17 protein-coding genes and 1 pseudogene are annotated in these 22,007 nt (G+C 57.0%); 10 read left to right on the forward strand and 8 right to left on the reverse strand.

The features are described 5' to 3' along the window. Positions 1–9 precede the first annotated feature (9 nt). Positions 10–903, reverse strand: coding sequence for an intradiol ring-cleavage dioxygenase (locus tag ACQZ63_RS24300; RefSeq protein WP_013637041.1), 894 nt, complete (start codon positions 901–903; stop codon positions 10–12). A gap of 244 nt (positions 904–1,147) precedes the next feature. Between ACQZ63_RS24300 and ACQZ63_RS24305 the strand changes: the two genes are divergently transcribed. After that, positions 1,148–1,882, forward strand: coding sequence for a GntR family transcriptional regulator (locus ACQZ63_RS24305; protein ID WP_025591811.1), 735 nt, complete (start codon positions 1,148–1,150; stop codon positions 1,880–1,882). Beyond that, positions 1,879–2,697, forward strand: coding sequence for a sugar phosphate isomerase/epimerase family protein (locus tag ACQZ63_RS24310; protein ID WP_025591812.1), 819 nt, complete (start codon positions 1,879–1,881; stop codon positions 2,695–2,697). Before ACQZ63_RS24305 ends, ACQZ63_RS24310 begins: the two co-directional genes overlap by 4 nt. 2,309 nt (positions 2,698–5,006) lie before the next feature. Here ACQZ63_RS24310 and ACQZ63_RS24315 read toward each other — a convergent pair. From ACQZ63_RS24315 to ACQZ63_RS24325, 3 genes and pseudogenes are all read right to left on the reverse strand, one after another. Next, positions 5,007–5,422: pseudogene (locus ACQZ63_RS24315) on the reverse strand (PIN domain-containing protein). Beyond that, on the reverse strand, positions 5,419–5,664 hold the full coding sequence (locus ACQZ63_RS24320; protein ID WP_025590874.1) for a type II toxin-antitoxin system prevent-host-death family antitoxin: 246 nt from the start codon (positions 5,662–5,664) through the stop codon (positions 5,419–5,421). Before ACQZ63_RS24320 ends, ACQZ63_RS24315 begins: the two are co-directional and overlap by 4 nt. Positions 5,665–5,809: 145 nt before the next feature. Beyond that, the gene (locus ACQZ63_RS24325; RefSeq protein WP_025590875.1) at positions 5,810–6,958 is read right to left on the reverse strand and encodes a site-specific integrase; all 1,149 of its coding nucleotides are present in this window, start codon (positions 6,956–6,958) and stop codon (positions 5,810–5,812) included. A gap of 190 nt (positions 6,959–7,148) precedes the next feature. On the opposite strand from ACQZ63_RS24325, the gene ACQZ63_RS24330 reads away from it, so the two are divergent. From ACQZ63_RS24330 to ACQZ63_RS24345, 4 genes are all read left to right on the forward strand, one after another. Continuing rightward, entirely contained in the window at positions 7,149–8,288 is a 1,140-nt protein-coding gene (locus ACQZ63_RS24330; protein WP_173998337.1) for an RHE_PE00001 family protein, read from the forward strand. A 417-nt stretch (positions 8,289–8,705) separates the two neighbouring features. Then, positions 8,706–9,488 carry a HamA C-terminal domain-containing protein gene (locus ACQZ63_RS24335; RefSeq protein ID WP_173998043.1) on the forward strand — a complete coding sequence of 261 codons (783 nt, stop codon included), beginning with the start codon at positions 8,706–8,708 and terminating at the stop codon, positions 9,486–9,488. Positions 9,489–9,615: 127 nt separating this feature from the next. After that, the gene (locus tag ACQZ63_RS24340; protein WP_448799437.1) at positions 9,616–12,984 is read left to right on the forward strand and encodes a DEAD/DEAH box helicase; all 3,369 of its coding nucleotides are present in this window, start codon (positions 9,616–9,618) and stop codon (positions 12,982–12,984) included. Between the two features lie 126 nt (positions 12,985–13,110). Continuing rightward, on the forward strand, positions 13,111–14,433 hold the full coding sequence (locus ACQZ63_RS24345) for an AbiJ-related protein (RefSeq protein ID WP_173998047.1): 1,323 nt from the start codon (positions 13,111–13,113) through the stop codon (positions 14,431–14,433). A 40-nt stretch (positions 14,434–14,473) separates the two neighbouring features. Here the strand turns inward: ACQZ63_RS24345 and ACQZ63_RS24350 are convergent, their stop codons facing one another. The 4 genes from ACQZ63_RS24350 to ACQZ63_RS24365 all read right to left on the reverse strand — a co-directional run bounded on the left by ACQZ63_RS24350 (position 14,474) and on the right by ACQZ63_RS24365 (position 18,141). Then, positions 14,474–15,337, reverse strand: a complete 864-nt coding sequence (locus tag ACQZ63_RS24350; RefSeq protein ID WP_173998049.1) for a phage exclusion protein Lit family protein — start codon at positions 15,335–15,337, stop codon at positions 14,474–14,476. A 65-nt stretch (positions 15,338–15,402) separates the two neighbouring features. Next, complete coding sequence (locus tag ACQZ63_RS24355; RefSeq protein ID WP_173998051.1) at positions 15,403–16,566, reverse strand: hypothetical protein; 1,164 nt, start codon at positions 16,564–16,566, stop codon at positions 15,403–15,405. 72 nt (positions 16,567–16,638) lie between these two features. Further along, the gene (locus ACQZ63_RS24360) at positions 16,639–17,487 is read right to left on the reverse strand and encodes a hypothetical protein (protein ID WP_448799439.1); all 849 of its coding nucleotides are present in this window, start codon (positions 17,485–17,487) and stop codon (positions 16,639–16,641) included. A 24-nt stretch (positions 17,488–17,511) separates the two neighbouring features. Then, positions 17,512–18,141: a hypothetical protein gene (locus tag ACQZ63_RS24365; protein WP_173998054.1), complete on the reverse strand. Its 630-nt coding sequence runs from the start codon at positions 18,139–18,141 to the stop codon at positions 17,512–17,514. Between the two features lie 92 nt (positions 18,142–18,233). Between ACQZ63_RS24365 and ACQZ63_RS24370 the strand changes: the two genes are divergently transcribed. From ACQZ63_RS24370 to ACQZ63_RS24385, 4 genes are read left to right on the forward strand one after another with little or no spacing between them, the layout of a single operon-like run. Beyond that, positions 18,234–18,812: a hypothetical protein gene (locus ACQZ63_RS24370; RefSeq protein WP_173998057.1), complete on the forward strand. Its 579-nt coding sequence runs from the start codon at positions 18,234–18,236 to the stop codon at positions 18,810–18,812. After that, positions 18,809–20,188 (forward strand): 7-cyano-7-deazaguanine synthase, encoded by a 1,380-nt coding sequence (locus tag ACQZ63_RS24375; RefSeq protein ID WP_173998067.1) that lies wholly within the window; start codon positions 18,809–18,811, stop codon positions 20,186–20,188. Before ACQZ63_RS24370 ends, ACQZ63_RS24375 begins: the two co-directional genes overlap by 4 nt. A gap of 5 nt (positions 20,189–20,193) precedes the next feature. After that, the gene (locus ACQZ63_RS24380) at positions 20,194–21,378 is read left to right on the forward strand and encodes an ImmA/IrrE family metallo-endopeptidase (RefSeq protein WP_173998076.1); all 1,185 of its coding nucleotides are present in this window, start codon (positions 20,194–20,196) and stop codon (positions 21,376–21,378) included. Beyond that, positions 21,353–21,976, forward strand: a complete 624-nt coding sequence (locus tag ACQZ63_RS24385; RefSeq protein ID WP_173998078.1) for a hypothetical protein — start codon at positions 21,353–21,355, stop codon at positions 21,974–21,976. Before ACQZ63_RS24380 ends, ACQZ63_RS24385 begins: the two co-directional genes overlap by 26 nt. The last annotated feature ends 31 nt before the right edge of the window (positions 21,977–22,007 follow it).

Here is a 22,007-nt window from a genome sequence, read left to right on the forward strand (position 1 = left end):
CAAATAACGTTATTTTATTGGCGGGCGCGGCAAGAGAGCCTCGCCTGCTTCCATGACATAAGTGTAGTCGAGCGAGAACCACGGCGCCTGAATGTCTCGGTTGGTTGGATGCGGTTCGTCGTGGCGAATGAAATCGCCGGTGAGTGCCGCAGTCACGCCAAACTGAACGTCGGATTCGATATTCGGATCGCTCGGATCGAAAACCTGCGAAATCAGCGTCTTGTAGCCCCGCTTGAAGATCAGCGCGTGCAAATGTGCTGGTCGATAAGGATGACGGCCCTGAGCCTTGAGCATGCGTCCGACGACTCCATCGACGGGGATGGGATAACCAACCATCTTGACTGTCTGGAACCAGAAACGTCCCTCCCCGTCCGTCGTGAATTTGCCGCGCAAGTTCATTTCCGCCTGATCCGGATCCTGGTTCTCATAAAGACCGACAGGGGATGCGTGCCAGACGTCGACTTCGGCACCTGATATCGGATTGCCTTCGCGATCGATTACACGAGCATGGACGAAAAGCGGGGTACCAGGCGTGTAGGACCGGATGATCGTGCCGCCGTTTTCAACTCTCGGAGAATTCAGGCGCCAAAATGGTCCAAGAAGCGACTGTGAAGTCTCTGTTTGCCCCTTGTCACCGTTATTGAGCAGGCAGACAAGGGACGAAACGCCAAGTGAGCCGGACATGAGGACAAATTCGTTATGACTGTCGGTTTGCATTTGGCCGATCTCGTTGAGAATAGCAGTCGCTTCACGGAATTCCACCTCGGTCAGCCGCACTTCGCGAACGAAAGCATGGAGATGTTTCACCAGCGCCATCAGGATGTCCCGCATCCTTGGATCAGAGGTCTGGCCCATGGCCGCAATCACGGCGGGCGTTAAGTCTCTTTCAGATTTAATCACCATCGTTACCTCCCAACGCTCGAGTGATACGTAAATAATCGATTATCTGTCAAGCGCTCATCAACGCCCCCAGCGTCAGGATTGGTGAAATTACAAAATTGTGAGATAAATAGCCGATATCGGCGTTTTTTCTCGATATTCTGGATTGTCCTGTCAAACGATGATGGAAAACTCCAAATTCGTTGACAAGAATAATCGTTTATAATATCGCCCATCAACCAAGCGCGACATTCGCGTGGGAGGTTTTATGAAGCGACAGAGTGCATCACCCGACGCACCCAGCGAGCAAGCTGGAAATGGTGACTTTGCCGATGACGGCAAGAATACGATTGGAAGCCAACTGGCATTCCGGCTGCGCGAAGCAATTATTTCCGGAGGGCTGGAGGCTGGCAGCAAGATCAATCTCGACAAGGCGCGACAGTCATTCAATGTGAGCCTCAGCCCCTTGCGCGAAGGGCTTGCGCGCTTGATTTCCGACGGGCTGGTAGAGTTTGAAGACAATCGCGGCTACCGGGTCGCGCCAGTATCACTGGCAAATCTGGAAGAGATCACGAGTCTTCGCGAGGAGTTGGAGGTTTTCGCGTTGAAAGAGTCGATTAGGCTCGGTGACGCGGAGTGGGAAAGCAATGTCATGCGCGCGCTTCACAAGCTCAACCGTGCCGACCGCGATGCGAACAAGCCGGAAACTCTCGAATATTGGGAGATGGCGCATCGCGACTTCCATCTAACCCTTATTTCGGGCTGCGGAAAGCCGCTTCTCCTGCAGTTCTGCAGGACCCTACTCAATCTAAATGATCGATATCGCAGAAAATTCCTGACCCAGACTTCAGGCGATCGAAATGTCAGCCAGGAGCATAGTGAAATCGCTCAGGGCGCTGTGGCGAGAGACAGCGATTACGCGACTGACAAGCTTCGTCAGCACATCCATCGCACCGGCGCTAACCTGCTTGATCATTTGGCTCGTACCGGAGTTGTGCGATGACCGATGCGGTGAAAGAGTCGCTCGTCGGCATCGCCCATTTCTCTGCGATCCAACTGCCGCCCCAGCAGTTCGTCAGGCATGCTGCAGTCGCAGGGTTCAATTCCGTAGGGCTTCGGCTGCATCCCGCTTTCCCTGGGGCACCCTATTACAAGCTGCCGCAGGGCAGCAGGGATGCAATGGAGTTTCGAACTCTACTCGACAGCGAAGGCATCAACGTTTTTGATATCGAGTTTTTCATTATCGGCCCGGATTTTAACGCTGCCCTCGTCGAACACATCGTTGCCGCCGCCGCCGATATTGGAGCCAAGCGCCTGTCCGCATGCGGCGACGATGGCGACTTGCAACGGCTAATCGGCAACTTGACGGAGTTCTGCCAGCTTGCCGCACGATATGGGCTGGCTGTCGACGTTGAGAATATGGGTTGGCGCACTATCACCACCTATAGCAAGGCTGCTGCGCTGGTCACGGCGTCCGGCCAAGACAATGCAGGTATCTTGGTCGACGCCATTCACTTTTTTCGAAATGGCGGAAAGATTGACGAGATCAAAACTGATATCGTACGGCATGTGCAGCTCTGTGACGTAGTGGGGCCGGCACCCAAGCGTCCAGAAAACATGATGACCGAGGCCCGGGCAGGACGGTTGGCGCCAGGGGATGGCATATTGGGGTTGAGCCAATTGCTAAACAAAGTTGCTGGCCATGCCACGATATCGGTAGAGGTTCCATTGGTTGGCGACATCGATCCGCTGGTTCATCTGACAACGCTCAATATGAAGTCCCGGAAAATTCTTCAGCGCGTAGCCGAACAGGTTTAAAGAAGCCTTTGTCGGGCTCCCCCTGCCCCGCTCAGCGGCGCCGTTAATGGGGCTGTGCGGTACGAAAGTTTCTTTAGCGAGCCACAGGGCGCTGTGGGTCGCCGTCCGATCGCCACGACAGTTCACCAGCCCTTGTTTTGGTTCAGGGTTTGGGCAATCGAACTAAGCGGCCATTGGGCGTGAGGCTAAACGAATTACGGAATCAGGTCAGTGGCCTGAAGAATATGGTGGTCGCAGCCTGTTCGCCCCCTCGCCCCCTCCCCGTATTCATGTCCATTTTACCTCGGCGGTCGGATTTCATAGTTTCCGTTCCTACGCGCGCTGTTGGTGGCCTTGGGTCGAGGGATCGAGCAGCAGAGGTTATCCTCACACTGAAGTGCACATTCTGTCACAGCATAATCAGATCCGTCTGTTGCTGCACCTTACGGGCTCGGATGTAAATGCATCAGGAATGCCGGTTGTCCACGTCCCTGCGCTGCTCAATTGGATATTGTCGCTTGGTGTAGGTCGTCTGGGTTGCGGTGACGGTTTTGCATGAGATCAACTGCCCCCTGCCCCCTGCCCCCTGCGCCGTGCCCCGGCCTCGGTATGACTGTTGACCGTTGAAGTTGATGGAGGACTGCAAACCTTGTCAGCTGACAAGGTTGTCGGTAGCGAGCGTCGTAAACCGCTGACACTGGTAGCTGGGCGAACTTTAGCGGTCGCGACAACTGATGATCTGGTATCTGGGCTTCTTCAAGAGATGAGCTGATCCGTAGCCAGAGCCGCGTCTCCAAAACCTTGTCAGCTGACAAGGTTTTCGCCCTTGGACCTGGGATATCAACTGTCGCAAAATCATCGATGATGCGCTCACGCCTTCGCTGCTTGTACTGTACGGATCAATTCTGCCCGTTCACAGATATCAGCGGACAAAAAGTCGCCTCTTGTCGGGTCAGTGCTGCTGGCTGCGGCTTCAAGCCGGCGGTGCGGTTCAGGGCGCGTGAAAGCCTTTGTCGCCCGTCCCGGCCCCAGGGAACGAGCCTGGCAGGGTATTAAATCAGTTTTGACCCGGGCAAAATTGTTAAAGGCCGGGCACCGGGGTCTAGCCGAGGAAAACGTCCGACGAAGTCTAGCCTTTTCCGGAGCCGTCTACACCGCCTTGATTGCGTCCTGGCGCTTCTCTTGAAAAGGCTGCATTTTTGTCAGGTTGATGCAGCCTTTGCCGCCATGAAAGCAACTTGGGTTCGCTCGACAATCAGCTTTCGCGCCAACTACACGACGGCGCAAAAGAACAGTCGAAAAAACACACTTGTTTAGCGAACGTATCGATCGGATTGCCGAGGGACTGAAAATGGACAGCGCCCTTCGACGGTCTGTGTCGTTTGAAAGACCTATCGGCCAGTTAAGGCAGCTGATCAGAATATCCCAAGCACATGGCAAGTGAGGAATTTGACTACCAGAACCACCAGAAGGACCGAATCCTCGCTGCGCCCATTATTTGCTCTCGAAATATTCCCCTTGGTAGCGGGGCATCTGCAGCGGAAATGCCTACTAAAATTGGAATGGGGGGAACTTCAGAAAGCCTGCTTATCTGGAGGGACAGCAGAGAGATCTCTGCCTGTCGGCAGAGGAGGGCGGTCACGAGGGTAGAGACCGTTTGTCGGATCCCGCTCCAGATTTTTCCCAGGCAGCGAATTTTGCTTGAGATATCAGGTTCTTTTCGCAGTTCGTAAATGGGATTGGGTAGAAGCGGTCATAGATCTCATCGAAACTCGAAACGAGCAGCGCAAAGCCGGCCATCCACTGCACTTTCGTCCACGAAAAAAGTATCCCCTTGGGCGGTCGATCATCTCAAATACTGCAGGCTGTCCTGGACTAAGGTGCTGTCGGAGATCGATGATATACCTGCCTGCGTACCAAGATCCTCGCGCAATGCATCATCGATGGCGGCATCCAACGCATAAGTGATAGTTTGGCTCTTAGCTCTATCGTCGAGAAACGCGAGAGATCGCCTCAACAGCCTATGCTGCAGCCAAAGGACAGGCCAGAGGATCCGAACGCCATATCGGACGCCGATTTGTTCAAAAATGTTTAGGCGGCTGAATAATTTCACGCTGCCGCTCTTATGCTCGGCATACATCGTGGGCCAACCCAAGGAACGAGCCTTGCTTGCCTTTCACAATTCGCGAGTGCTCAATCACGTGATGGATGACTTCATGCAGCCAGATCAAGGGCGTGCAGTGAGCAATAAGAAGATTACGGCGTGACTCCTGAGAATTTTGTAGGAGAGCATTCAGTCCAGCCCTTTCAATCGAAAAGCAACGGCCAGATCAGTCCACCCACTGATCACTGATTTTTATTCCGAAGCCTTCTAGATCCTTGATGTTGGGCGTCGCAAGGGTCAATGGGTGAGCGACGGCTGTAGCAACCATCGAGCCATCCATCGAGGCGAGCCGGCGACCATTTCGCTTGGCAAGCGCCATAAGATAGGCCTAGGCGAAGGCGGCATGACCTGCCACCGGAATAATCCTGTTTTCTTAAGCGTTGAGGCGGATCATGCGTGAGCCGTTCGTCCAAGGCGCCACCCGCTATCCATCAGCGCGACACCGCGGCGAGTTTCAGCAATAGAGACGATGCTGATTAAGGTTCGATCCACGTCCAGCCCGTCAAGGCACTTCAGACACCCTTCATCAGGGCGAGGCTTTGTAACTTTCGACAGAACATTCGTATCGAGTAGAAGTCTCACAAGGACAGGCCACGGGGCTCGTCGTGTTGTCTCTCAGTATCCAAGTCGGCGCCGTATAGGGGCGATGCCGACAGAAATTCCGCAGGCGATCCCCTGCGAGTAATTTTCTTCAGCCACTCCTCTGCAGAAACAACAACCACGCTCGGTTTTCCTTTGCGGGTAATCGTCTGAGGCGCCAACTGGGCGCTCTCTCTTTGATCGTCTCTGGTGAAGCCTGCCTTGCTTCTGCACGTATCGATCATCGACTTAGGCAGAGGGAGGCATGCCAGCCTGTGGAGAACGTCAGAGAAGCGGGCTTTCCGACCCTGCCTAGGTCTTCAGGGAGACCGATTGACTGTGCAACCAGTTCCCACAAGCCGGGGCGTCTGATGCTACGCATGAGCGCCATTACAGAATGCATGCCGCACGCCCGCTTCGCCGTGTAGCGTTGTTATAGTAGCTGGAAGCCTGCTGCATCGACCGGTGTCTGGACTGCTCCATCGCCTCGAGAAGAGGAATTCCGCGATTGGCGGCCTCCGTCAAATATCCCGATCGTAACCCGTGCGCCGAAAACTCCCCACTGTCTAGCCCGGCCATCTGTGCCCGCTGCTTCAGGATCGCATTGACCGACTGCGGATCGAGCGCACGCCGCGAAACGGTGCCCCATCGCCCAATTCCCCGAAACACGCTGCCCTTTTCGATCTTTGCGGCCGCCAGCCAGGCGTTCAGCGCCTCGACAGGTCGGCCTGTGAGATAGACGACATCGTCCTGCTCGCCTGTCGTCGTTTTGGTTCGACCAAGATCGATGGCAAGTGAGGGGAGGGGGGAACCGTCGTTCACCTCGATCGGTGGCTCGACTGTCAGCTGCTCGACGCGTAGCCTGGCGATCTCGCTGCGTCGACGGCCGCCGGAAGCAAAGGCGACCATCAGGATTGCCTTGTCGCGTAGATCGCGCAGGCTGTCTGACTCGCACGTCGCCAGCAGCTTTGCCAGAACGTCGCCAGTGACGGCCTTTGCGCTCTTGCGCGCACGGGTTCGCGGAACGGCGCGCACGGCCAGACGAATGGCTGACTTAAGAGCAGGGGATGCGAAGGCACCCGTAAGGCCGCGCCACTTACTCAATGTCGACCAGCTGGCCAGCCGGCGCCGCACCGTGTCAGGCGCGTGCGGGCCGACGGATTTCAGGAAACCCTGACGCCTTAGATTTTTGTCGACATCATCGGGCATGCCGTGGTTGGGGTCACTTGCGCGCTTTTCCGGATCCCACAGATGATGGGCTACGAATTTGAGCAGCAACGCCTCGGGCGCCGGCCAGGGCAGGGACTGTCCGGTGGCAGCGAGACCCCAGGCCTCCAGGTAGGCAAGATCAGACGTCAGGGCCCTCAGTGTATTGTCGCCCATTCCCTGATTAACGAGATGCCGCAGCGTCTCGATGTCATCATCGGTCAACAGCTCGGCAAGCTCGTCGCGGCGTTCGAGCGGCAAAACGGACGCGATGGTATCGAGCTCCTCGGCGCGCCGCTCGACGGACGTGTGTGATGTCTTCGCTTTAGGCACGATAGGCTCCAGATTCGCGGGTTTCGGCGGCCGTTGGCACCGTGATTTGCCCCGATTTTCCTCGATTTGCGCCGCGAAATCAACTACCATCGATAAGTGGTACTTATCGATGGTTAGGACATCAACCGCCAACCATACCATGTGGCGAACCCAAACTTTTCCATAGAGTTCCTATAAGAAATCATTTACCATAATATCAATGGCTTACGATTTTTCGAAAATCAGCATGACAGCCCTGATGCGGCCAGCTTTCGACGCCGGCATCGCGCTCACCCGTCTGGACGAGCGTATCGCACGCTCGCCGGTCGGTCCGGGCTTCCTCGAACGCACCCAGTTCACCGATGCCTGTGCCTCGCTGTGGATTGACGGCGAACTCGTCCATCTCGAAGACCTCGTCCTGCACGACGCGACGAAGGATATTCGCACACCGACCCACGAACTGACAATTGCCCGCGACGTCCTGCGCACTCGCCGGCGCATTGCCACCCAACCACATGGCTGGGCGCTATCCGCCGACGGCATTCGGACACTGCGAAAAACCTCGGAGATCACATCGGCCGACACAGACGAGGCGACGACCGCCGATGCCATTCAGCGCGCGGTCGCAACCAATCCGGAAGGGGAGGGGGAGGATGGTGATGACGTCGAAAATCTCCCCGGCGTCGACTACGCCGCCATCGATGCGGTTCTGGCCCGATCGGAGGCGGCAATCGAGAATGCAACACGGCCCGGCCGAGGCGGCGCGGCGGAAAAAGATCCGCTGGTCTATGACCTCGACTGGGACGAGGATTCCAGGCTCAACGAATGGCGCGGCGTGTTGCGGCAGGCAAACGATTTGCCGGCGGTGCTGCAGGCCATCATCGCCCTCGATGCCTGGAACGAACTGTCCGTCCTTCAGCATGCGCCCTGGCTCGGCCGGCTGCTCGCCGCGTCGATCTTGCGCCAGGCCGGCATCACCACCGGTGCCCATCTCGCAGCCATCAATCTCGGCCTGAAAACCATCCCCGTCGATCGGCGCCGGCATCGCGATCGGGAAACCCGGCTGCTGGCCATCGCCCACGGATTTTTGGCGGCCGCCGAGATCGGCATGAAAGAGCATGACCGGCTGACGCTGGCTCTAACACTGATGGAGCGAAAGCTCGATGGGCGCCGGACGTCTTCAAAACTGCCGGAGCTGGTTGAGTTGGTGATGGCCAAACCGTTGGTGTCGGCAAAAATGGTGGCAAAGACGCTCGAGGTGACGCCGCAGGCGGCGCGGCGGATTGTTTTGGAGCTGGGGCTGAGAGAGATGACGGGGAGGGCGAGGTTTCGGGCGTGGGGGATTGTCTAGTCACGAGACGATCGGCGCGCTTCGCTCGTTTTCGGGCTATCTACTAACGCCTGAGGTGTCCTCGACCTATTTCATCACAAGGGGGTTTCTGTCCCACACCGGGTTCGCGAAGCCTTGCGATCTGCCCCACGCTAAGAAGGAACTTGGCTCAACCGTGAGGAGCGCCTTCTCACGTCGCAGGTTTCGATCGTTAGCGACAAAGCGGGTTGGTGAAGACGTGAAGGCTATGCGTCTCGGGCCCGAGCCCACAACGGTCTCATGCCCTTCGAAGTTGGAAGGTCCGTTCGCGCGCCCATTTCGGACGAAAAGCGTGAGTGACTGTGCAGTTTTCGTAAGGTTGGCGGAAGTCTATATACAATCATTGATATACATGATTCTGATATGCTTGGCCGCGTGTGAATCAACTCGGGGGAATGCGTGGGGCTCTACGAACGATGGTGCGATGCCACCAGAGAAAGGGATAAGCGGAAGCGTTACTGGACCTATATCGAGAAGGATGGAGGCCGAGACGATATCAGAGACGACCTCGCCGAGACCATCCGCTCGCACTACGACCGCCTTGAACGCATTGCCGATGACGTAAAGCGGCTCGGCTACAATGTTGCTGCCACAATACTTAGCGAGGCAATGCCTCAAACGCCAAAGGGCCGTTCTGGCGATCTTGGCGAAATTCTTGCAACGGAGTTGGTGGAAGAAGAGATCGGCCTGCGCGTTCCTGTACGCCGTCTTCGCTACAAGGATGGCCGCAACATGGCCATGCGCGGCGATGACTTTATAGGCGCTGGCTACGACGGGGCTGGCGAAAAGCTCTGGCTCCTGAAAGGCGAGGCCAAGAGCAATGCGAGGCTTGGGAAGGCTACCGTCACGAGCGCCCGCAAGGTGCTCGACCGTGACAACGGGCGCTGTACACCCGATTCTCTGCTGTTCGTCGCCAATCGCCTGCTCGACAGCAACGACCTGGACGACAATGCATTGGGCCGAAGCCTCCGCGACGAGGTGGGATTGAAGTCTCTCCGCGCCGATCGCATCGACCACATGCTCTTCACTGTCTCGGGCAATGGTCCGCACGCTTCGCTGAAAGACGACCTCCAAGCTGCGGGAACCAACCGAGACCACTACGTAGTGAATATTCACGTCGAAGATCACCAAGACTTCATCAAGGCGATGTATCAGGAGGCGGAAGATCTTGGAGACGATTGACGAGCTGACCACTTTTCTGGAAGCCGCAACTGTCGACGGCATTCTTGGGCGCCTCCTCTATCGCGGCGCCGCCTGGTCACTGATGCGCGAGGAAGGTGTCCTGCCGCCCAATGCGCCGCCGCTCGGCGTGACAATCGAGACCGATCTTGCAGAGCACGCCTTTGCCCTGCTTCGAGGTGCGATGGCGCTACGCGCTCAAGCTGGCCCCTCGGAATTGACTAGCAAGGCGTTTGAACGTGCCGCCAACGCCTTCGAAGCCCTCGTGCGCAACGGCGATCCGGGGGCGGCCGATCGCGGTTTCCGCCGGATGCTGGCTGCCGCAACCTACCACCTTGCCGGTTTCTCGGCCGTCGCCTATTCGCTCTTCAACGAGACCGCGGAGGACCTCAATGTATCGCCGGGCGAGGCGGCGATCAGGCACCTAATCCTGCGCGATCTCGGCGAAATGCGTGCTTTCGTCCGTGATTGGCTGAATGATGCCGCCCATGGAGATGAGCAGATTGCCGAGGTGCTTCGCGGCGAAGAACCCGACATCGATGAGGTTCTGTCGACCATACTCAACACGACGATCTGTCGCGCTCTCGCACATTTTGATTTCGCGCTCGAGACAGGTGAAACCGAGCCGATCGAGGATGCACGTGCATTGCTGCGGACCGCAGTCAGTCTTGCGGACAACGCCGAGAACGTCCCCCTGTGGTGGATTTCGAACCTCTGTCTCCACCTGATCGATGACCTCTGGCAGCACTCGCTACACCAGAACCTACCGACCGAGCCTCCGGACGGAACGGAGGAAAGATACCCGGATCTACGGCGGCTGTTCATCTCATCGCTCTACGCCCGCAAGACGTCCGAGGTGGAGCTATGGCCATCGCAACGCGAAGCGGCCCGGCGTTCCACTGACGTTACCGACGATCTCGTCGTCGCCTTACCGACTAGTGCCGGCAAGACGCGTGTTGCGGAGATCGCAGCACTGATGACCTTGTCGTCGGCCCGCCGGGTGCTGATCGTCACACCGCTGCGCGCCCTCTCCGCGCAGACCGAACGCTCTTTCAGAAAGACTTTCGCGCCGCTCGGCTTCAGCGTCTCTTCGCTCTATGGCGCGAGCGGTGTTTCGGCTGGTGACGAGGATGCCTTGCGAACCCGCGAGATCATCATCGCCACGCCCGAGAAGCTCGACTTTGCGCTGAGAAGCGACCCTTCGCTCATCGATGACGTCGGCCTGATCGTCCTGGATGAAGGACATATGATCGGCCCGAGCGAGCGCGAAATCCGGTACGAGACGTTGGTACAGCGTCTGCTTCGACGCGCGGACGCGGGAGACCGCCGAATTGTATGTCTTTCCGCTATATTGCCGAGTGGCGACGAACTCGACGATTTGACCGCGTGGATCCGCTCGGACGAACCGGGCGGGCCGGTTCGGTCCGACTGGCGCCCCACGCGTCAGCGGTTCGGCGCACTAACCTGGCGGGGTAAGGACGCGCTGCTTCGGCTAGACCTTGATGAGAACGGCCCCTTTCTCGACAAATTTGTTGTCGAAAAGCCCCCACTAGGGAGGGAGAAAAATTCTTATCCCCGCCAGAACTCGCATCTCACTCTGTTTGCAGCGTGGGAGTTCGCAGGCCAAGGCAAGCGGACTTTGATCTTTTCCACCCAAGCGAATTGGGTCGAGAGCTACGGCAAACAGGTCGTCGACCTCTGCAAGCGCGGCTATCTTCAGTCCCTTCTGGACGATGAAGGGTCGATCGCCCGCGCCCTGGAGATCGGAAAGGAATGGCTCGGCGAGGAACATCCCGCAGTTGCCTGCCTGAAAGTGGGCGTTGCCATTCACCACGGTCGGCTTCCAAGTCCATTCCTGCGTGAGCTGGAATCGTTGCTTTCTGAGGGAACGCTAAAGGTGATCATCGCATCACCGACGTTGTCGCAAGGCCTTAACCTGAACGCCGCTGTGCTACTGGTGCCCACGTTGTATCGGGCGTCAGAAAAGATCCAGGGAGAGGAGTTTGCGAATGTCGCCGGCCGCGCGGGCCGCGCCTTCGTGGATGTCGAAGGGCTCATTGTCCACGTAATGTTCGACAGGGTCGATTGGCGAAAGAGGGAATGGCGAAAGCTCGTTGCTTCAGCCAAAGCCCGTACGCTCAAGAGCGGTCTCATCCAAATCGTCGCCGAGATTCTGGAGCGACTTTCGCGGGAAGGAATTCTCGATCGCGAAGATGCCTGGGAATATCTCGCCAACGCCCGTGAAGCCTGGAGATCACCTGGGGAGGAAGCTTCTTTGGCAGAGCGCTTGGCTGCGTCGAGACAAAATGATGCTGATGTGACTGACATCGATAGTGACGACGATGATGCCGAGCAGGAGGAGTCCATTGAAGAAGAGCCGCTTTCTCAGATCGTCGAACGTCTCGATGCGACCGTATTTGGCCTGATAGAAGCGCTTGACTCAGATAGCGCCGACCTGCCGAAACTCCTGGATGATGCTCTCAACGGATCGCTCTGGGCCCGGCAGATCGCCCGCGAGGACGAGGACGTCGCTCCGCTCCATAAAATGGTGTTGGAGGCGCGTGCCAGGCTAATCTGGAAGACCACGACGGCGCCTGCAAGGCGGGGTCATTTTGCCATGGGTGTTGGACTGGAGGCCGGTCTTGCAATCGATGCAATGGCTGATGTGCTGGCCGAACTCCTCGACCGGGCCGATGGCGCAGCGCTGGCCGGCGATATTGACGTGCTTGTCGATGCCCTCAGCGGCCTCGGTGAGCGTCTGCTTTTCATGCGGCCCTTCATTCCGAGCAAGGCGAATGCGCTTCCTGCGAACTGGACGGTGATCCTGCGCAGTTGGGTGGCTGGCGAGGATGTTTCCACGATAGGACCGCAGAATATGCGCGCCGTGGAGGAGGCGTTCATCTATCGATTGGTCTGGGCACTCGAGGCTGTGCGTACCCGCCGCATGTCGCTCGGGTGGTCGCCGGAAACGGTAGTCGGGGGCGCTGCAGCATCCGTTGAAACTGGCGTTCCGCAACTCATGATGTCGATGCTTATCCGCGCGGGACTCCCATCGCGGCGCGCGGCGATGGAGGCGATCGAAGATGCGAAGCCGGCCTTTGTTAGTCCGGCCGAGATGCGAGCCTGGCTCGAATCCGACGAGATCACCGCCTATACCGACGCCGGCAACTGGCCGACTCCTGACACGGCCGCTCTTTGGGCGCGTTTTCGAACGGAAGCACTCAGTGGCGGCATCCAAAAGTGGTCGGTCGAACACTACAGTCGTCTGCTTGATATCGAGGTAGCCCCCCCTGCTGGCCTCTATCGGATAGTCACCGACGAGGGTGACGGGCGGACCTGGTTGGCCACACCTGACTATCAGCATATCGCTGCCTTTAGGAAGCCAGCCGTCGATCCCAAGCCCAGTCTTTTTTCAGGCCGGTTGTCGGGGAACACGAGGCTGGTGGAGGCCCTGCGTATAGGTCGAGGCAAATTACGCTGGCCGAAGGCGGATACCTGATGAAGTCGGTCATCAGGTTGTACTTTCGGTGCGGTTGTCACCAAAGCGTGCATTCGGTAAAGATCGAGTGCCTGGCTCGATACGACGGTTGCACGGCCGTCTTAGCTTTGCCTAAGAGGACAGGACATGGCGGGTGACATCCGAACCTTACTCATGAGTCTGCTGCAGGGGATGACCCACACCCAGTTGAGCGAGGAGCCGTCGCGAATTGCCGGACTGGTGGTGCCCAGCGAGGATGGACTGTCGAAGCGGCAGCGTATCGATATGGCCCTTTCGCCCCTTTCAGAGGCACAACTGGCGCAGTTTGCACTAAAATTTGCTGCCCACCGCGGCGACGTCAATCTCGACGAAGCCGGCCGAAAGGTTCTCGAGGCGGGCGAGCCGCTTCTCTCGCAGATCACACGGCGAGATGTCGCCCGCACTTTCGGGGACGATCTCGCGGGCGAGCGTAGCACGGTGGAGATGGTCGGACGCTACTTCCCTCTCTCCTCCCCCATCGATGATTTCCTTGGCAGCAACGGTCGAAGCTTGCGTGACCGTGTTGACCGCCACATGGATCAAAACCCCGGTGACTGGTCGGTGGAGCATCTCTTTGGTGAAATCGGTGCGTTTGATTGCTCCAGAGCACGCTTCGCCGCTTTGCTGGAGGAGGCCGTCCACCCTCTTTCAAGGTCGGGTGACGATCAGCTTCAGATGATCGGCGCTATCAACAAGATCCTTGAACGCGACGGTTACGAGCTGGCACAAAAAAGCGAGCTCTCAGGCCATCCGATCTTCGGGTTCCGTGCTATCGTGAGAGGGGTGGGTGGTCGGCCCAAGAACTTGATCTTTGCCTCCCGGGGAAAGAAGCCAGAGATCGGCTTTGCCGACGCCATCAACAATGACATCGTCATTCTATCTGGTGAGGAGAGCTGTTTGGTCTATGAACGACCGATCGGTTCGAACGGCCTTCGCTGGTCCGAGCTCGTCGACTGGTGGAGCGATGTCACACCAGGCGGGAACGCAGCGAGTCTCGGAGCGCGTTTGCAGGAATCTTTAGCCTCGGAAGCTGAACGGAGGCTTTTCGCCGGCTACTTCAAGGCGTACCGTTCGGACCTGGGTGAGGCGTTACCGGCGCTCCTCCCACAAGTTTATCTTCATTATGACCCTGCTGTTGTGAAGACCCTGCGTCACCGCCTTCCACTTCCACGTCAACGCATGGATTTTTTGCTGCTTCTTCCCGGAAGGCAGCGCGTCGTGGTCGAAGTTGATGGCCAGCACCATTTCGCGGAAAACGATCGTCCATCATTGAAGATCTATGCTGAAATGGTGTCAGCAGATCGCGAGCTGCGCCTTGCTGGATATGAAGTCTATCGCTTCGGAGCGAACGAACTCGTCGGGGCCGGCGCTGAAGTGAGGGTGACCGACTTCTTCGATAAGCTCTTCCGATTGCATCGAGTTCGACAGTAACAGATGTGTCGGGCATTGGGAAATTGAGCTTTCAGCAGCCCTATCGGCTCCGAACATAATCAATGAGACGGTCCACGAACCCTTCTCTCGCGCAATCGGCCTGGGGCAGGTCTGTCGTCGGATCGAAGAATGCTTTCAGCATATAGCTTCCGATCTCTAGCGCTTCACTTTCGTCGGTCAAGCCGGAGAACTGTTCGAAAGCCTGACCCAGTCGTTGCGCAGCGTGCGGATGGGTTGTGCCGCCGCGGCGTACATCGTCGATAAGGCCGATCCATATGAAGGCTACGCAGATCGCAAGCGTCCGGAACTCGCGTTCCTTTGCATCCATGACCTTTGCCAGGATCCAATCCACGGCCCAGGCGTCAGCCTCGAATTCTTGTTGGTGAGCTTGGGGAGAGTCTGGCAAGTGCTTTTGCACGATATGACCGCACTCGTGCAGCACGACGACGCTGGCCGCCGCCAGGAATAGATTGGCAACGAGTCCATCCGGCGTAGAAAGCGGGGCCGCGTGATATGGAGCAGGCAAATCCGCGCTCCAGGATGCCGCCGAATCCCTGATGAGGGCGACGGCAGCGTGCTTGAATTCCACCACTTCGGAGCCCGGTCCACCCGGCTCGATGACGATCGTTGATTTGCCCGCCGCAGCGGCAGCCCTCACGAGGTTCATCATCGCGAGCACCGCGGCGGCTACCGCCCATATGCTCAGCATCGCCGCGTAGGTCCCCGTGATTTTCTTTTCCAACGGATAAGCGGTAAAGTTTGCCCGCCCCGCGGTGATGTCCAGCGGCCACGGCTCTCCCTGCATTTCCCTGACCAGCTCGTCAACACGCTCCGGTGCGATCCGAAACGGACTTTGAGCAAGCAAGTGGACAAAGCCTTGCATCAGTCGTTCAGCATCAGTCATTCGAGCCACCTCCCAGATCGCGTGCGGGGAAAATTATCTAGACATCTCATCAATCCGGCTCCCCCTCATCGAAGAAAGCCGTATCTGCCGAGCAGAAGCCGAATGTATGTGGGGGTTATTGCATAAACCTGCCTTGAGACGAGCGCGCCGTCAGGATGGGCTTGAATGTGCTCCCCGCTTTCGACGTCGTAGTAATTGAGAGCGATTTCTGCGGGCCATGGGAAGTTTGGGTCAAACGGCACCTCTGCATACGGATTAAAATAGACCTGAAGCCCATCCAGATGGGTTTCACGATGAAACGATGAGTGCTGAATGAGCACATCTGCGCCGCCGATCTGTTGCTCGCTCTCTCCTCGTTGCGTGAGAAGGTAATTCAGCGCGGCGCGCTGAAACCGGTGCGTGCCGACCTGCCAGAGCACGGAACCCGGCGCAATTTTGTGCTTGTCGATTACCCTGTAGCGGGTTGCCCGGACTAGCCTATTAATCTTACTTTCAACGACTGCTTTTCCAAAGGTTCCGACCGTCGAGAAGAAGACGGCGCTGATCTCCTTGAACGAATCGTTCGTGAAGATCCCCATCTCCACCGGAGCACCGGAAGGCTTCAGGAGCGAGGTTATCTTGCCTTGCTTCCCATAGTCTGGCCCTTCGAGCACCGGCGGCGCCAAGCCAAAAAGGACCATGTTGATAAGTTCGTTATTTTGAGTGAGCGATAGGTCGCTATCGAAGGGGGCGATCGCAATGACGAACGGCCGACCTTGCACGTGGCTCATCGAGGAATACGGGTGCTTCTTTCCATTCCTTCCGCGGAACAGATCCAGCTTGTCCCTGATCTTCCCGGCAAGTTTAAGCGCACCACGAGTCTTGAAATCTTGCGCGTCAAAGGTCTTCCGCTGCTTCGCAGTCGGAGGCTGATCAGAGACGACAGCTTCTATGTTGAACTCGTAGTTTCCGGGTCCTCGGACAAAGAAATCCGGCGCCGACTTTGAAAAGTCCACACTGCATTTCAAATCAATGAGCGCTCTATTCAGATATAGCTCCCACATCGAGGAATTGAACGTCGTTTGAAATTCCTTGATGAACTTCTGGCTCTCTCCCCTACGATTCAGCAGGCCAGTCGCCCAGTTTTGAATGATGGGCTGCACCTTTGTGTAGTCTGGATCGGCCGAGATAAGACGGAAATGATCGTTGAGTTTTTCTTGCGGGAATCGCGGAGTGAACAAGTCTAACATTCATGTACCGTTCGCGTGTTACAGTTGCGCATCGCCCTGATCACGCGGCACAGAGGTTTCCTATGGGGCCGGTTAATATGGGCCACGATCCAAGCGCCGTAAAAATAGTCTCGCGGTAACTAAATTTATCTGGAGCCTGAATGTCGCGTCTTCTTCTTCGGACAGCCCGGGATGCCCACCGTGGGGATGCATCCGGCTCATAAGTGCCTGGACAAATGGAGATTTTTTTCCATCAGGACTCCATTCATTGTAATCTGCCAAGAGAAACGGCGGTGTGACGCTTCCACCCAAGAAGTCTCGCTTCTGCCGGCTGTCCAAAGTATGATCGCAACCCGCCAGGACCGCAATCTCGTTAAAGTAGCTCTCAAGGAAGTTCCGAAGCTCGCCATTTGCACCTGACCACTCGCCTCGCTGGAACGCGGACATCGCTCGAGACAAATGGCCTTCGGCTGTGGTCAGTTGGTGTTTCCTAAGAAGTTGAATGACTTCGTTCTCAGCCTCTCTCATGTCCAGCTCGGGCGCATCGGCTGGCAACATTCTTACAAGCGTTGCGGATGCTTTGGCGGCTCGTCTTCCCCACACGTCGTCTTCCTCATCAGGTTCAACGATTTCAAAACCGTCGAACCTAAGACCTGCTTTCAGCTTTTGCCACGACGCCGTGTCCTTTTTAGTTAGCCAGTTCGTGAGGGCCTTCTCGATCATGGCACGCTCCAAGCTGACTTGGCCGGATTCCGTATAGACTAACAGACCACCTTCGATAGCAGCCTTGGAGAGACTGACGACTCTTGCCGATTTGCTGCCCCCTCCGCCCCGATCCTCAATTCCCCATTGCACTTCGAGAACATCAATGTCGCTATGGGAATAGCTATCCGAAATAACTTCAGCAGCGGCGACCACTGTCATCCTATTGAATTCACTCATTGTCCTTCAGTTCCCCGGTCTGAATTATGAAGCAAGATCATTGAACTTGCGCACAAACGCAGCTTGCAGATCAAGGTCGGTGAGTAGATCACGGCCGTAGCCATCGATATAGTTTTCGATGAGCGTTTGAAACGTGTTTCGATAGACGATCTTCCGCGAGCAATCGACGCCGGTCCGCCCTGACGCGTGAATGGCCCAGCCGCCCTTGGTGCTTGCCTCATGCAATAACGCGCAACGCACCTTACGATAGAATTCAAGAGCATCGTCAGGCGTGAAAAGCGCTTTGAACGGCACGGTTTCCGCCAGAAATGATGCAAAAAGCTCTCCGCTCGCGCTGTACTCGAAAGGCGGCTGGGGGTTTCTGTGGCGATAGACCAGACCACCACGACATGCCGCGAGAAATTCCAACATGGCACACTGAATGGAGACTATGCTGAAACCCTCACCCTCCCAGCTTCCCTCGTTCTGGAGAAGACGGATAGGCTTGAGATATCGGCTTTCCAGCCGCTCAAAGAAAAACTCTTGAAAAGCGTCTGCCCACGGTGACGCATCACCGCCGATTATTAGCTGACTTGACAATCGTCGCCAGTCTTTGTCGCTTCGACGCGGCGCCAAGAATATTTGCTTATCATTTCCTATGTCCGCTCCGGTCATACGTCTCTGCTCCCAAAAATAAGACTCTACCTTTGAGGGAAGTTGACATGTCAGGTGAAAAATATCAAGCTATCTGACATTAGGAGATTCGAATGAGCGACGGTCCGCATAAAAGCTTGCCTCTGCGCCATGGATACCAACGTGTTGCCGCTTGGGCGTACAAGCCTGCCTTTACCGTGAATCAGATTGGCGAGGCGGCCGAGGCCGCGTTGTTGCGCGATGTCGCCATCGAAGTTGCCCCTACAATCAAATCGATACTCGCCATTGTCGACGGCCAAGACCTTCTGAGTTTGGCCTCCACTACGCATGACCAGCTTGATCGGCTGCGGGTGGATCCGGCAGTCGATACGTTGGCTGCCAATGCTGTCGAGGGGGCTCAGATGGCACTCCGAGAAGGATATGGCGGGCTTGTCGCTTTCGAAAAAGGATTGGCTTCTGCTTTGGCTGAACGCCTTGCAGCTGGAGGCCGGGCTATGGAGGAGCACTATCTCGTCAAAGCTGGGTCTGGGGCATGTCAGCAGATGCGCCGGCGAATGAACGAGACGATCATGCACATGACGAACAGCGGCACTTTCGATCGTATGGCCAAATCCATCCTGGGTGATCGCTCTGTCAGCGTCGCTCGAAACCCAACTGTTCATGATGGTGTCGATCAGGGGGTTCCGTTTTGAGCACGATACCGACTGATGTTCCCGCAATTCGGGTCGCTGTGATCGAGCCAGGGCGTAAGCCCGGCGACGGCTGGCACTCAGCAGAAATCGGCAAGGCTATCGTTTTCAAGACCGAGGATCTGGATGATTATCGGACGAAGAATTGGGACAGCCGCGTTTACGACGCCATGCTCCTGATCGCCGCTGTCGAATATTGCGACAAGGCACTAAAGCGGTCCGGCCTTCGTTGGGCGCGGCGATTTGAGCTTACGCTACCGGTACATGATGTCGCGCACTGGCAGAATCTCGATGTTGCCGGCGCAATCGTTGGCGCATTGAAGTTTTTGACCGGCGACGAGTGGAACATCAACTTCATCGCTGCATCGGTGGATGTCGAACATGATTATGGACGGCAAAGTTTGCTGGAGTGGGGGGATCCTGGCCGGACGATAACGCCCTTCAGTGATGGTCTCGATTCGCGAGCCGTATCGGCCATCCTTGGGGCGAAGGGGCGGACTGATAGGTTGATACGGGTCCGGGTCGGCTCGAAGGCCGATGACCGCCCACTCCGTGATCGCAAGAAGGTTCCGTTTTTGAATATTCCCTTCTCCGTCAAGATGCGGCATGTCGGCGGAATCAAAGAATCTTCCGTCAGGAGCCGTGGGTTCAAATTTACCCTGCTAAGCGCGATTGCAGCATATCTGGTTGGGACGCATGACGTCGCAATGCCGGAAAGCGGGCAGGGCGCTCTTGGTCCTACGCTTGTCCCAACGAGCCACGGCTATGAAGACTATCGCAACCACCCGCGGTTCCTGCGCAAAATGGAGGAAGTCGTCCAAGCAATATTTCATCATCCTGTCTGCTTCCGGCTTCCGCAGCTGTGGAGCACGAAAGGACAAACGCTTGCTGCCTTTGCTGAGATCGAGAGTAACCCGGATGAGTGGAACAAGACCCGATCGTGTTGGCAGCAAAGCCGCAATTCCTCGTTTGATGGCGAACGCCGGCATTGTGGAATTTGTGCAGCATGCATGCTGCGTAGACTGAGCTTTCATTCTGCCGGCGTCAGCGAGCCGAAGGAAAACTATATCTGGGAAGACCTTAGGGCCGGTGAATTCGCCGATGGTGCCGTCAAAGGGTTCACCAAGGTGACGCGCGCAATGCAACGCTACGGCATAGCTGGGGCATTGCATCTTGATCATCTTGCCGAAATGCGCTTTTCCACGGTGCATCAGCCACGCGTGAAGCGAAGCGCCTGGCAGCTTGCAGACCATCTGCAAATATCGACGGGCGAGGCCGAAGAGCGACTCTTCGGCCTGCTGGAACAGCATGACAGAGAATGGAAGGCCTTCATGAAGGATCTTGGGCCAAAATCATTCGTCGCCCAATGGTTGGCGTGACCGATATGAGTGAAGGTCATGACCAGCTCAATCCCGAGCAACTCGGCGAGCGGCTTCGCATTGCCCGGGAGACCGCAGCGAAGACGCAAGCGGACGCGGCTGCCCTGATCGGCGTGGCACGCACTACTCTCGTTGCCATGGAAAAAGGCTCTCGGCGGGTCAAGATTGGCGAGCTTCAGCAGCTCGCCCGCTTTTACGGCACCAGTGCCAATGCGATCCTACGCAAAGAAGCTGTGCACGTCGAGCTCACCCCCAAATTCCGCAAGCTCGCTGACCACGAAGAAGCATTCGTGGCGAAAGCCGCAGAGCTTATGTCAGATCTTGTTCGGGCCGATCTCGAACTAGAAAGGCTTCTCGGCATTTCCCGTGTCCGTAACCTTCCGCCGGAGCGCGCCATTCTCGCGGGCGACGTTCGCCAACAGGCTGAACAGCATGCCTTGGAACTCCGTCATTGGTTAGGACTGGGGCTCGCTCCCGTCTCCGATATTGGCGCGGTCCTGGAGATGCAGATGGGCGTGCGTCTCTACGTGCGCCGCCTGCCGGCGAAAATCTCGGGGCTCTTCGCATTCGAAGAATCTGTAGGCGCCTGCATTCTTTTGAATTCAAGCCACCCTCTCGATCGGCGCACGCAAACTGCAGCCCATGAGCTTGGGCACCTCGTTGCAACGCGGACTCAGCCGGAAGTCAATGAAATCGACGAGCTCGAAAGCTCGCGAGAAGAGAAATATGCGAATGCGTTCGCCAGGGGGTTCCTCACCCCAGCCCAAGCAGTCCGCCAGAAGTTTGAGGAGGTCACGGCCGGCGCATCGAGTCTGACGCGGCGCCATGTCATCGTTCTCGCTCATTTTTTCCATGTTTCCCGGGAGGCGATGGTGCGGCGCCTGGAGGAGCTGCAGTTGACGAAACGCGGCACCTGGGACTGGTTTCAGGCGAACGGTCACATCACGGATGACCATGTGAGGCAGGTTCTCGGTGATGCAGTCCAAAATGATCGTATGAAGGACGAAGCCGCTTTGCCGGTCCCGCTTAAAACCGGGCTGATGGCCTATCAAGCAGCAAAGCGCGGTCTATTGAGCGAGGGCCAGATCGCGCGGATGCTGCATATGGATCGTGTCAAAGTGCGCGACATCCTCAGCGATCTCGATACCGAAGAAAGCGGGGCCAATGCGGCAACCTCTATTCTCCGGTGATGTCTCAGCTTATCTCGTGGTCGATACGAGTGTGATCATTAATCTCAATGCGACGGGACGAGCGAGCGATATCGTGCGCGCATTCGGAGTAAAGCTTCGGGCATCCGCCGTCGTCCGCGATGAGCTCGTCGCCGACCGTTTCAGTGCACGAAATGATGCAGAAATGGCCGCAGCGCTCGTAAGCGAAGAATTGCTCGAGTTCGTCGAACTCGATGATGAGGGTGAGCGCATCTTTGCAAGCTTGGTTAGTGGCAGCGCCGCAGAAACTCTGGACGACGGCGAAGCTGCAACACTCGCGGTTGGGGCGGTATTGGGACATACGGTTGTGATAGACGAACGCAAGGCTCAGAGGATTGCGGCCGAACGCTTTGCTGGCATGCAGATCATCGCCACTGCGGATATCCTCTGTTCCGAGCGCATGGTCGCAAACCTGGGTGCGGAACAAGTCGGAGATTTAATCTTCAACAGCTTGGCGGGGGCAAGAATGTTTGTTCCGGAAAGACATCATGGCTGGGTGATCGATTTGCTCGGCGCGCGTGCCGTCGAATGTCACAGCCTCCCGGCGGCACTACGCCAGGTGGCCAGTTCGATGACGTGACGTTGCCCATTGTGAGCCCGGCAAGAAGGAC

This window comes from Agrobacterium sp. CG160-95 (genome assembly GCF_053521725.1).